This is a genomic window from Pseudomonas sp. FBCC-B1565, assembly GCF_059133265.1.
The window spans coordinates 4,704,065-4,716,566 of record NZ_CP101438.1; the positions used below are offsets into that span (position 1 = coordinate 4,704,065).

Here is a 12,502-nt window from a genome sequence, read left to right on the forward strand (position 1 = left end):
AAGCGGATGCCCAGGCGTATAAAGGACTATCTGATTATATTGAGTGCCGGTTTGTGCTTGAGCACCGCCGTGCTCGCGAACCATCAAACGGGCCCGGAACATTTCACCTTGTTGAGCCGTGCAGGCTCCGTTCAACTGGAAACAAACCTCAACAAGACCCAGCGCCAATGGCTGCAAAACAAGCGCGAACTGGTATTGGGCACTGCGGCCCCTGACTATCCTCCGTTCGACCTCACGTCCAGCGGTCGCGACTACGAAGGACTTACCGCTGATTACGCCGGCCTGTTGGCCAAGGCGCTGGCCTTGCCAGTGAAAGTACTGCGCTACCCTTCCCGTGAAGCGGCGATCCGCGCGCTTGAAACCGGGGATATCGACCTACTGGGCTCCTCCAACGGCTTCGAGGCGGCGAACCCGAACCTCACGCTGTCCGAACCCTATGCCGTCGACCAACCGGTGCTGGTCACCCGCGAAGGTGAAACCCGCAGCCTGAACGATGGCCTGGCCGGCATGCGCCTGGCCCTGGTCTACCACTACCTGCCCCTGGACGAAGTGGAAAAGCTGTACCCCCAGGCAATCATCCGTGCCTACCCCTCTTATCAAAATGCCCTGAATGCGGTGGCGTTCGACCAGGCTGACGTGTTCCTCGGCGATACCATTTCCACCCATTACATGATCAACAAGGGCTACCTGAAGAACATCCGCATGGCCAACTTCGGTAAACACGAAGCCTACGGGTTCAGCTTTGCCATGCCCCAACACCAGCGCACCCTCTTGAGTATTGTTGACGCGGTTCTGACCACCGTGCCCATGAACGAACGGGAAATGATCGCCAAGCGCTGGAGCGCCGGCAGCGACATCTTGCTGTCCGACCAGAAACTGCAACTGACCCAACGCGAAGAGCGCTGGTTGAAAGACCATCCGGTAGTCAAGGTGGTTGTGAATGAAACCTTCGCACCCCTGACCTTTTTTGATGCCGACGGCAACTTTCGCGGCATCACCGCCGACCTGCTGGAGTTGGTCCGCCTGCGCACCGGGCTGCGCTTCGAGATCCAGCGCGAACGCGACGTCAACGCAATGATCGAGCAGGTGGACACCGGCAAGGCCGACATTATCGGGGCCATCGTGCCCAGCGCCGAGCGGGAGGCGCAACTGAACTTCAGCCGGCCCTACCTGGAAAACTCCTATGTCCTGCTGACACGCAAAGAACCCAATGCCCCCTCTAACCTGGAGCAGATGGCCGGCAAACGCCTGGCAATCACGCCGGGCAACCCTCTGGAGGCTATCCTTCGTCGCGACTTTCCCCAGGTCCAACTGGTAAAAGCCAGCGACACCTTCAAGGCTTCGGAACTGTTGGCCCAGGGACACGTGGAAGGCGCGGTGAACTCCCTGGTGGTCGCCAACTACTTCCTGTCGTCCCAGGTGTTCCAGGACAAGCTGCAGATGAGTACGAGCATCGGCACCTTCCCGGCCATGTTTGCCCTGGCCACATCGCGCAGTGCCACCGAACTCAGCTCGATCCTCGACAAGGCCCTGTTGAGCATCGCCCCGGATGAACTGGGGGTGATCAACAGCCGCTGGCGGGGCTACACCGCCGCCTCCGACAGCTACTGGCGCGACTACCACCAACTGATAGCCCGTATCATCATCGGCACCGGGCTGCTACTGCTGATCTCCCTGGCCTGGAACGCCTACATGCGCCGTCAGATCAAGCACCGCAAGATGGCCGAGCGGGCCCTCAACGATCAGTTCGAATTCATGCGCGCGCTGGTCAATGAAACCCCGCACCCCATCTATGTGCGTGATCGTAAAGGCCTGCTGCAGACCTGCAACGACAGCTACCTGCAAGTGTTTGAGGTCAAGCGCGAGGATGTGATCGGCAAAAGTGCCCTGCAGATGAGCGAAGCCCTGGAGACGGACGCGGAGCAGTACCATGCCGACTACCAGCGGGTAATGGCCGAAGGTAACCCGCTGATCCTGGACCGCACCCTGCATATCCGCGGGGAAAAACTGACGATCTATCACTGGATCCTGCCCTACCGCGATTCTACCGGGGAGGTGCAAGGGATCATCGGTGGCTGGATTGACATCAGCGAGCGCCGCCAATTGTTCGATGAGATCCGCGCGGCCAAAGAGCGCGCCGACGAAGCCAATCGGGCCAAGAGCACGTTCCTCGCGACCATGAGCCATGAAATACGTACGCCGATGAACGCGGTGATCGGCATGCTGGAGCTGACCCTCAAACGCGCCGACCATGGCCACCTGGATCGCCCGGCCATCGAAGTCGCGTACAACTCGGCCAAGGACCTGCTGGAGCTGATCGGCGATATCCTGGACATCGCACGTATCGAGTCCGGCCGCCTGAGCCTGGCGCCGGAACGGGTCAACCTGCGCGAGGTGATCGAGTCGGTGGTGCGTGTCTTCGACGGCCTGGCGCGCCAGAAAACCCTCAGCCTGTCCCTTGAGTTCAAACCCGACCAGGACGACACCGAAGTCCTGATCGACCCGCTGCGCTTCAAGCAGGTGCTGTCGAACCTGATCAGCAATGCCATCAAGTTCACCGAACGTGGCCAGGTAAAAATCCGCGTCGACGTATTGCCCACCGAACTGGCGCAACAGGTCGAGATGAAGCTGGTGGTGGAGGATACCGGGATAGGTATCAGCCGCGATGACCAGAAACGCCTGTTCGAACCCTTTGCCCAGGCCGACAATTCCGGGCAGCTCGCCAGGAGCGGCGCGGGCCTGGGGCTGGTGATCTGCCGCAGCCTGTGCGCAATGATGGGTGGAGAGCTGAGCCTGAGCAGTGTGCCCATGGTGGGCACCCAGGTGCATGTCAACCTGCGAATGCCGCGACTGCAGCCGGAACAGGCAGCCGATGAACAGAAACCCGAGAAGCCCGCAACCACGCCGGTACTCAATGTGTTGGTGGTGGACGACCATCCCGCCAACCGCTTGCTGATGTGCCAGCAACTGGGCTACCTGGGCCACCAGTTCACCGCAGCCCAGAATGGCGCAGCCGGTTTCCAGGCATGGCGCCAGGAACGCTTCGACTTGGTCATCGCCGACTGCAACATGCCCATCATGAATGGCTACGAGTTGAGTCGTTCGATTCGCGAATACGAACAGCGCGAGCAACTGGCACCGTGCGTGGTGCTTGGGTTTACCGCCAATGCACAGCCTGAAGAGAAACAACGCTGTGCTCAGGCCGGCATGAACGATTGCCTGTTCAAACCCATCAGCCTCACGACCCTGGAGCGGCAACTGGCGCAGATCGCCCCTCAAACAGTGGACTTGCACCTGGACCTTGGCAACTTCGAGGCGTTGACCGGCGGCGATCCACAGTTGAATGGGCGACTGCTGGAGGAGCTGTTGAGCAGCAGCCGGAATGATCGCCAGGCACTGACCGCGCTGATAACCGCACACGCCCCGCTTCAGGAGATCATTGAGCAGGCCCACAAGATCAAGGGTGCCGCCCGTATTGTTCAGGCGGCCTCATTGGCCGGGCAGTGCGAAACCCTCGAACAGGCGTGCGCCCGTGGCGATGACTGGGCGTTAATCGAGGCGGGTGCGAAAACCCTGGAAAAGTTCATGCTGGAACTGGAGCGGTTGCTGCAAGTGCAGCTCCACAGCCCGGAGGGTCAGTAAGGGGCATTGCTGCCCCTTGCGTGATCAGCAGTCGGTCAGACGCAGGAAAATCGCCGCCAGCTGTTCAATGCCCGCCTGGTCCTGGAGCGTAAAGCGTGCGAGCGACGGGCTGTCGAGGTCAAGAACGCCAACCAGCTTGCCGTCCTTGACCAAAGGCACCACCAGCTCACTGTTCGATGCGCTGTCGCAGGCAATGTGCCCGGGGAACGCATGCACATCCTCCACCCGCTGGGTCTGCCGCGTCGCGGCAGCCGCCCCGCAGACCCCGCGCCCAAAGGGAATGCGCACACAGGCGATCTGGCCCTGGAACGGTCCGAGCACCAGCTCTTCGTTACGGTTCAGATAGAAGCCGGCCCAGTTCAAGTCGTCCAGTTGATTGAACAGGAACGCGGAGAACTGCGCACTGTTGGCGATAAAGTCGCGCTCATCGGCCAGCAGCGACTCCAGTTGCGCGCAGAGCATCGCATAGCCATCCAGGCCGGTGCCTGCGCTGTGTAGATCGATCATGGTTGAAGCTCCAACAATTTAAGGCCTACCCAGTAACGGGCAAATTGGTACGCGCAACGGCCGTTGCGGTTGCCGCGACCGGTCGCCCAGCGTACGGCGAGGATGTCGAGGGCTTCATCGCGCTGCCATTGCAAACCGGCCTTGCTCGCCAGCTCGCCGATCCAGTGCTCCACCACATCCAGGAAATGCTCCTGGGTAAACGGATAGAACGACAGCCACAGGCCAAAACGGTCGGACAAGGCAATCTTGTCCTCCACCGCTTCGCTGGGGTGCAGCTCGCCATCCACGCGTTTCCAGTTGTCATTGTCGCTTTGGTTCTCCGGGACCAGGTGACGGCGGTTGGAGGTCGCGTACAGCAGCACGTTTTCCGGAGCCTGTTCGAGGGAGCCGTCCAGCACGCTTTTCAGCACGCGGTAATCGCCTTCGCCGGCCTCGAACGACAGGTCATCACAGAACAGGATAAAGCGCTGCGGCAACTTGAGCAGTTGCTCGACCACACGCGGCAGATCAGCGAGATGATCACGCTCGATTTCGATCAGGCGCAGGCCCGCCTTGGCATGCTGGGCCAGCAACGCGCGCACCATGGACGATTTACCGGTGCCACGCGAACCCCACAGCAGTGCATGGTTGGCGGGCAGGCCATCGATGAATTGCTGGGTATTGCGCGCCAGTGTTTCACGTTGCTTGTCCACGCCAATCAGGTCGGACAGGCGCATGTCCAGGCTCACGTCCAGCGGCAACAGGAAACCACTGCGGCCTTCGCGCTGCCAGCGCGCAGCCAGGCACTGGTTCCAATCGATGGCTTGGCGCGGCGCGGGCAACAACGGCTCCAGGCGGGCGAGCACGGTTTCAGCCCGTTCAAGAAAGGCATTCAATCGAGAGTCCACGATTATTCCTCTGGCAAGTTCTTGCAAAAGATGGCGTATTGGCAACCCTGCGGCAGACCGCACGAGGCTGCGTAAAAAACGATTCATGCCGGGTAAGCCAGAGCTTGTGGATGTTCAGCTATGCTTGCCGGGCGAAGGGAAACGTGAAGTGGTTCAACACTCGATGGATATCAAGTTCGCCCACCGCTTGTCTTATAAACAAGCCAGATTGACTGTGCTGGTCGGTTTCGTCTTGGGAACCTTGCTCAGCCTGATCCAAATCGGTATTGATTATGCCAGCGAAGATGCATCCATCAACCGTGAAATTCGCTCGCTGATCGAAATCAGCCACAACCCCGCGTCACGCATCGCCTACAACATCGACGCCGAACTGGCCCAGGAACTGACCCTGGGCCTTTTGCACTCCCCCGCCATCGTCCACGCCCAGTTGATCGACAACAACGGCGTGGTGCTGGCCGATGTCGACCGCCCGCGCAAAGAAAGCACCTACCGTCCTATCAGCGACTTCCTGTTCGGTGCCAACCGCCAGTTTGAGGACCGGCTGTTCCTCAGTCACATGCCCAACGAGTCCCTTGGGGTGCTGCGCCTGGATGTGGACACCTACGCCTTTGGCAGCCGCTTTCTGCGCCGTGCCGAGATCACGCTACTCAACGGCTTCGCCCGCAGCCTGTTGCTGACCGGCATCCTGCTGGGCCTGTTCTACGTAATGTTGACCCAGCCTTTGGTGCGCATCATCCGCGAGCTGAGCAATCGCCGGCAGGCCCGCCTGGACTGCCCGCCAGGCCACGAGCACGACGAGATCGGCGTGCTGGTGAACGTTGCCAACCAGCAGTTCGAGAACATGGAGACGGAGATCCAGCAACGCCGTCACGCTGAAGATCGGCTGACCGAGTATCTGGGGCAACTGGAAGACATCGTCTCCGCCCGCACCCTGGAGCTCAAGGCCAGCAACCAGCGGCTGAGCCAGTCTAACGACGAACTGGAAGCCGCAAAAATGCACGCGCTGGGCATGGCCCAGGCGCGGGCGGCCTTCCTGGCCAACATGAGCCACGAGATTCGCACCCCGCTCAATGGCCTGCTGGGGATGATCGCGCTGTCGCTGGACAGCCCGCTCAACGCCGAGCAACGCCAGCAACTGTCCATCGCCCATGACTCGGGCAAGGTGCTGGTGGAATTGCTTAACGATATCCTCGACCTGTCCAAGTTCGACGCCGGCCAGTTGGAGCTGGAGCACATCCCGTTCGACCTGGGTTCACTGGTGGAAGACACCGCCAACCTGCTGTCGCAGAACGCGGCGCCGAGCGTCGAACTGACCTGCCTGATCGACCCGCAGTTTCCCGCCCAGGTCTTGGGTGACCCGACCCGCGTGCGGCAAATCGTCAGTAACCTGCTGTCCAACGCCTTGAAATTCACCCGCTTCGGCCGTGTGGATGTTCGCCTCAGCGCGCAGGAGGGCCGGGTACGCATCGAGGTGTGTGATACCGGCATCGGCATTGCGCAGGAAGCCCAGGTGAAAATCTTCCAACCCTTTACCCAGGCCGGTGCCGGCATCACCCGTCAGTTTGGCGGCACGGGCCTGGGCCTGGCGTTGACGCACAACCTGTGTGAAGCCATGCAGGGCCGCTTGAGCATCAGCTCGGAGGTGGGCTTCGGCAGCCAATTCTGCGCAGACTTGCCGTTGCCGATCCATTTGCCTGCGGTGCAACCGACACCGCTCAAGGGTGACGTCATCGCCATTACCAGTGTCGGCAGTGGCCTGACAGAGCTGCTCACCACCCTGCTGCCCCACTGGGGGCTGACACCGCACTGCTACACGCAAGACGATGACTTGAGCGGGCAAACCCCGGACCTGCTGATCACCGACTGCCCCGAATGCCTGTTCCGCCTGCGCCCCGCCATTAGCGCCCCCATCCTGCTGGTGACCGCCTATGGCAATTTCATGCCCAGCGAAGAAGTCGCGGCACTGGCACCGTTGCAGCAACAGGCGCGCCCGTTGAGCCGCAACGCGCTGTATCAGATCCTGCAACGTAACCTGCGCAGCGAAGCGCAACTGATCCTCGACCCGATCCAGATGGACGCTGCGCCCCTGATGCACCGGGCGCGCATCCTGCTGGTGGAGGACAACCCGGTCAACCAACTGGTGGCCAAGGGCATGCTCGGCAAACTGGGGTGTGAGGTGATCGTGGCCGCCCACGGTGGCGAAGCACTCAGGCTGCTTGAGGAACAACCCTTCGACATGGTGCTGATGGACTGCAATATGCCAGTGATGGATGGTTACGAGGCCAGCCGACAGATCCGTCGCAGCGGGCGCTGGCCGGACCTGCCGATCGTCGCACTGACCGCCAACGCCCTGTCGGAAGAACGCGAGCGTTGCCGGGCCGCAGGCATGAATGACTACCTGGCCAAGCCGTTTCGCCGCGAGGAGCTCAGCGGATTGCTGGACCTGTGGGTGCCGAAGGCGACAAGTCTGTGATCTGCCGGAGCAACTGGTCGAGGCCATCGCGCAATGTGTCGGCCTGGTTCAGGTCGATACCGCTGTCGCACAGCAGCCGGGTCTTCAGGCCATGGGCCTGGTCACGCAGTTGCATACCGCTTTCGCTGAGGCCCAGGTGCACTTCGCGCTCATCCCTGGCGCTGCGCTGGCGCCTGACCCAGCCGAGCTGCTCAAGGCGTTTGAGCAGCGGCGTGAGCGTGCCAGAGTCGAGCATCAGGCGTTCGCCCAAGGCCTTGACCGTGGGTTGCGCCGGCGTTGCGGCATGCCACTCCCATAGCACCAGCATCACCAGGTACTGCGGGTAGGTCAGGCCGAGTTGATCCAGCATCGGCTTGTAGGCACGGGTCACCGCCCGCGACGCTGCGTAGAGCTTGAAACACAGTTGATGGTCGAGCGCCAGGGAGACGGTCATTTGAGCAGGGCTTCAATCTCTTGGGTCAGGTCCTGCGGCTTGGTGGTCGGGGCAAAACGCTTGACCACCTGGCCGTCACGGCCAATGAGGAACTTGGTGAAGTTCCACTTGATCCCCTTGGAACCCAGCAGGCCCGGTGCCTGCTTTTTCAGCTGTACGAACAAAGGGTGGGCGTCGCTGCCATTCACGTCGATCTTTTTGAACAGCGGGAAGCTGACACCAAAATTCAGCTCGCAGAATTCGGAAATCGTGCCTTCGTTACCGGGCTCTTGTTTGCCGAACTGGTTGCAAGGAAACCCCAATACCACCAAACCCTGGTCCTTGTACTGCTGCCAGAGTTGCTCCAGGCCTTTGTACTGTGGGGTGAAGCCGCACTTGCTCGCCGTGTTGACCACGAGAATGGCCTTGCCGGCGAAATCGGCCAAGGTCTTTTGCTCACCCTTGATGGTGGTGCAAGGAATGCTCAGCAGGTTGTTGCTCATGGCAGTGCCTCGATGGGGGGAAAGAAGGGAAAAGATAGTAGGCAATTAAATTGCATGCAATTTAATTGGCAAAATTGATACCTCGCTATCACCCCTCCCTTGTAGGAGCCCGGCTCGCCGGCGATAGCGTCCGTGAGATCGCCATCGCCGGCAAGCCGGGCTCAGGGGTGCCGCGCCGTTCAATTCAACGCGCGACGAGGTCCAGGCACACCGAATTGATGCAGTACCGCAAGCCGGTCGGCGGCGGGCCGTCCGGGAACACGTGGCCCAAGTGCGCATCGCATTTGGCGCAGGTGACTTCGGTGCGGATCATGCCGTGGCTGACATCGCGGATCTCGATCATCGCGCTGTCGGCGATCGGCTCGTAGAAACTCGGCCAGCCGCAGCCCGCGTCGAACTTGGTACTGGAATCGAACAGCGGTTCGTTGCAGCAAATGCAGTGGTACACGCCATCCGTGGTGGTGGCGTTGTACTTGCCGGAGAACGGGCGCTCAGTACCCTTCAGTCGACACACCTGATATTGCGCGGGGTCGAGCATTTCCCGCCATTCCTCCAGCGTTTTCTGCAACTTTTCCATCGGTACACCTCGGCAACTGAAAAAGCCTGATCTGTGTCTTTTCCATGGATCAGGCGGCACGTATGATTGCGCCTCTTCAAAACGCCAGTCTGGCACCCGCGCTACCGGCATTCAAACGTATTTATGGGTGCGGCCTTCGCAGGATTCACAGTACGGTAGTGCCCACACCGTCTGGATCGTTCATTTTCAGGATCACATCGCCATGCAGGTCAGCAAATCGAACAAGCTCGCCAACGTCTGCTACGACATTCGCGGCCCAGTGCTCAAGCACGCCAAACGCCTGGAAGAGGAAGGCCATCGCATCCTCAAGCTGAACATTGGCAACCCGGCGCCCTTTGGTTTCGAAGCGCCGGACGAAATCCTCCAGGACGTGATCCGCAACCTGCCCACTGCCCAAGGCTACAGCGACTCCAAAGGCCTGTTCAGTGCGCGCAAGGCCGTGATGCAGTACTACCAGCAGAAGCAGGTCGAAGGTGTCGGCATCGAGGACATCTACCTGGGCAATGGCGTGTCCGAACTGATCGTGATGTCCATGCAGGCCCTGCTCAACAATGGCGACGAAGTACTGGTACCGGCGCCGGACTACCCGCTGTGGACCGCCGCCGTGACCCTGGCCGGTGGCCACCCGGTGCACTACCTGTGTGACGAAGGCGCCGACTGGTTCCCGGACCTGGCCGACATCAAGGCCAAGATCACCCCGAACACCAAGGCCCTGGTCATCATCAACCCGAACAACCCGACCGGCGCCGTTTACTCCAAGGAAGTGCTGCTGGGCATGCTCGAGCTGGCACGCCAGCACAACCTGGTGGTGTTCTCCGACGAGATCTACGACAAGATCCTCTACGATGACGCCGTGCACGTATGCACTGCCTCCCTGGCGCCAGACCTGCTGTGCCTGACCTTCAACGGCCTGTCCAAGTCCTACCGCGTGGCGGGTTTCCGCTCCGGCTGGATCGCCATCTCCGGTCCCAAGCACAACGCCCAGAGCTACATCGAAGGCATCGACATGCTGGCCAACATGCGCCTGTGTGCCAACGTGCCGAGCCAGCACGCCATCCAGACCGCCTTGGGCGGCTACCAGAGCATCAATGACCTGGTCCTGCCCCAAGGCCGCCTGCTGGAGCAGCGCAACCGCACTTGGGAACTGCTCAATGCGATCCCGGGCGTCAGCTGCGTAAAACCCATGGGAGCGCTGTATGCGTTCCCGCGGATCGACCCCAAGGTATGCCCGATCCTCAACGACGAAAAGTTCGTGCTCGACCTGCTGCTGTCGGAAAAGCTACTGGTGGTGCAAGGCACCGCGTTCAACTGGCCGTGGCCGGATCACTTCCGCGTGGTGACGTTGCCGCGCGTGGATGACCTGGACATGGCCATCGGTCGTATCGGCAACTTCCTCAAGTCCTATCGCCAGTAAGGGAAACGGCGCCGTACGACCGGCAATCGGTCGTACGGCGAGTATCTGGCAACACTTCTCTGCCCCTCTTCTACCTTGCCACCTCGCTGGCGCCGAAAAAGCCCCCCACACCCCATAATCACAGGGCTTCAAGGCAACGGTGAACCGATCAAACGACCTTTTCCCTATCGGAAATTCCCTTCAAGCCTCTACATTCAGGCTGTAGGACACAGTTTGAAATAGTCGCTCGGTTGAATCACCCCATGCGGCACCTTATATACCCCGCAGTACGCGACATATTAAGCATGAGGAGAACTCTACAACCATGATGCGCATCCTGCTGTTCTTGGCCACTAACCTTGCGGTCGTGCTGATTGCCAGCATCACCTTGAGCCTTTTCGGCTTCAACGGGTTCATGGCGGCCAACGGGGTTGACCTGAACCTCAATCAGCTGCTGGTATTCTGTGCGGTCTTTGGTTTTGCCGGCTCGCTGTTCTCGCTGTTCATCTCCAAGTGGATGGCGAAGATGAGCACCAGCACCCAGGTCATCACCCAGCCACGTACCCGGCATGAGCAATGGTTGCTGCAAACCGTCGAGGAGTTGTCGCGCGAGGCCGGCATCAAGATGCCTGAAGTCGGGATCTTCCCGGCCTATGAAGCCAACGCCTTTGCCACCGGCTGGAACAAGAACGACGCACTCGTTGCGGTCAGCCAGGGCATGCTGGAACGCTTCTCCTACGACGAAGTGAAAGCCGTGCTGGCCCACGAGATCGGCCACGTGGCCAACGGTGACATGGTCACCTTGGCGCTGGTCCAGGGTGTGGTGAACACCTTCGTGATGTTCTTCGCGCGGATCATCGGCAACTTTGTCGACAAGGTCATCTTCAAGAACGAAGGCGGCCGCGGCATTGCCTACTTCGTGGCGACCATCTTCGCCGAAGTGGTGCTGGGTTTCCTGGCCAGCGCGATCACCATGTGGTTTTCGCGCAAACGGGAGTTCCGTGCAGACGAAGCCGGGGCACGCCTGGCCGGTACCGGGGCAATGATCGCAGCGCTGCAACACCTGCGCTCCGAACAAGGCCTGCCGGTGCATATGCCGGACAGCCTGACCGCCTTCGGCATCAACGGCGGTATCAAGCAGGGCATGGCTCGCCTGTTCATGAGCCACCCGCCGCTGGAAGAACGGATCGACGCGTTGCGTCGTCGGGGCTGACAGGCGACAGCAACACAAAAAAGGGGCGATCTGATCGCCCCTTTTTTGCAGGTCTGAAGGCCTCATCGGGGGCAAGCCCCCTCTCACATTTTGCATGCGTTCACACATCAAAAGTGGGAGGGGGCTTGCCCCCGATAGCGATCGGTAAATTCAGCGCCTGGTTAACTGATACACCCGTTCATCCAGCCGTGTGACGCCGTCCTGCACAAACTTCCAGCTCTCCCCCAGGATGTCTTGCTCCTCAAGCACCTTCAACGCCCAGTGCGGCCCGAGCAGCACCGCCACCTCATCGTCAGCCACCGCAAAGGGCGGGCCGGCTTTTTGCGTCTGGTCATAGTCAAGGGTGATCAGCAGGCCCTGACAGCCAGGACGCAGGCAAGCATTCAAATGCTCGGTATATTGCGCACGCATCAGCGGCGGCAAAGCGATCAGTGCGGCGCGATCATAAAGCGCAGCGCAACCAGCTAACACTTCAGGCTCCAGGGCAAAAAAGTCGCCGCACCACACTTCGATCAAATCTGCCTGGTACACCTTGAACGCGCCACGTTCGGTGATTCGCGGGACGAGATTTTGTTCGTTGAAGAACGCCTCGACCGCCTGCTCAGAAAGCTCTACACCGAGCACATGCAAACCTTGGGCGGCCAGCCATATCAGGTCCAGGCTCTTGCCACACAGCGGCACCAATACTTTGGCGCCATCGGCCAACCGCGGCCAGTGCCGTTGCAGGTAGGGGTTGACCTCGGGCAAGTGAAAGCCGATCTGATTATTCGCCCAGCGCTCCTGCCAAAACTTAGGCTCCATAGATCCTCCATGAAATTCGATCAAATGGCACTAAAACTTATATTAGATTTAGATCAATGATCTGATTGAAGATGGGCCCATGTTAACGCTCAGG

10 protein-coding genes are annotated in these 12,502 nt (G+C 60.3%); 4 read left to right on the forward strand and 6 right to left on the reverse strand.

Translation table 11 applies throughout. The annotated features are described in order from the left end of the window. Positions 1 to 6: 6 nt before the first annotated feature. Positions 7 to 3,642, forward strand: coding sequence for a transporter substrate-binding domain-containing protein (locus tag NL123_RS21745; RefSeq protein WP_494356319.1), 3,636 nt, complete (start codon positions 7 to 9; stop codon positions 3,640 to 3,642). A gap of 24 nt (positions 3,643 to 3,666) precedes the next feature. Here NL123_RS21745 and NL123_RS21750 read toward each other — a convergent pair whose 3' ends face one another. Together NL123_RS21750 and NL123_RS21755 are read right to left on the reverse strand one after the other, a co-directional pair. After that, on the reverse strand, positions 3,667 to 4,149 hold the full coding sequence (locus NL123_RS21750; RefSeq protein WP_058427948.1) for a GAF domain-containing protein: 483 nt from the start codon (positions 4,147 to 4,149) through the stop codon (positions 3,667 to 3,669). Continuing rightward, positions 4,146 to 5,036: an ATP-binding protein gene (locus NL123_RS21755; RefSeq protein ID WP_248487178.1), complete on the reverse strand. Its 891-nt coding sequence runs from the start codon at positions 5,034 to 5,036 to the stop codon at positions 4,146 to 4,148. The genes NL123_RS21750 and NL123_RS21755 overlap by 4 nt, the downstream gene beginning before the upstream one ends. Before the next feature lie 163 nt (positions 5,037 to 5,199). On the opposite strand from NL123_RS21755, the gene NL123_RS21760 reads away from it, so the two are divergent. Next, positions 5,200 to 7,509 carry a hybrid sensor histidine kinase/response regulator gene (locus tag NL123_RS21760; protein WP_494356320.1) on the forward strand — a complete coding sequence of 770 codons (2,310 nt, stop codon included), beginning with the start codon at positions 5,200 to 5,202 and terminating at the stop codon, positions 7,507 to 7,509. Here the strand turns inward: NL123_RS21760 and NL123_RS21765 are convergent. From NL123_RS21765 to msrB, 3 genes are all read right to left on the reverse strand, one after another. After that, positions 7,463 to 7,942, reverse strand: a complete 480-nt coding sequence (locus tag NL123_RS21765; protein ID WP_494356321.1) for a MarR family winged helix-turn-helix transcriptional regulator — start codon at positions 7,940 to 7,942, stop codon at positions 7,463 to 7,465. The genes NL123_RS21760 and NL123_RS21765 overlap by 47 nt on opposite strands. Then, a complete protein-coding gene (locus tag NL123_RS21770) occupies positions 7,939 to 8,424 on the reverse strand; it encodes a glutathione peroxidase (RefSeq protein WP_248487172.1) in 486 nt (161 codons plus the stop codon). Before NL123_RS21770 ends, NL123_RS21765 begins: the two co-directional genes overlap by 4 nt. 184 nt (positions 8,425 to 8,608) lie before the next feature. Further along, positions 8,609 to 9,001 (reverse strand): peptide-methionine (R)-S-oxide reductase MsrB, encoded by a 393-nt coding sequence (gene msrB, locus NL123_RS21775; protein ID WP_248487170.1) that lies wholly within the window; start codon positions 8,999 to 9,001, stop codon positions 8,609 to 8,611. A gap of 202 nt (positions 9,002 to 9,203) precedes the next feature. Between msrB and NL123_RS21780 the strand changes: the two genes are divergently transcribed. Together NL123_RS21780 and htpX are read left to right on the forward strand one after the other, a co-directional pair. Next, the gene (locus NL123_RS21780; protein ID WP_016978462.1) at positions 9,204 to 10,415 is read left to right on the forward strand and encodes a pyridoxal phosphate-dependent aminotransferase; all 1,212 of its coding nucleotides are present in this window, start codon (positions 9,204 to 9,206) and stop codon (positions 10,413 to 10,415) included. Positions 10,416 to 10,719: 304 nt separating this feature from the next. Continuing rightward, on the forward strand, positions 10,720 to 11,607 hold the full coding sequence (gene htpX, locus NL123_RS21785; protein ID WP_071496291.1) for a protease HtpX: 888 nt from the start codon (positions 10,720 to 10,722) through the stop codon (positions 11,605 to 11,607). A 150-nt stretch (positions 11,608 to 11,757) separates the two neighbouring features. On the opposite strand, the gene NL123_RS21790 is transcribed toward htpX, so the two are convergent. Further along, positions 11,758 to 12,408: a thiopurine S-methyltransferase gene (locus NL123_RS21790; RefSeq protein WP_248487167.1), complete on the reverse strand. Its 651-nt coding sequence runs from the start codon at positions 12,406 to 12,408 to the stop codon at positions 11,758 to 11,760. Positions 12,409 to 12,502 lie beyond the last annotated feature (94 nt).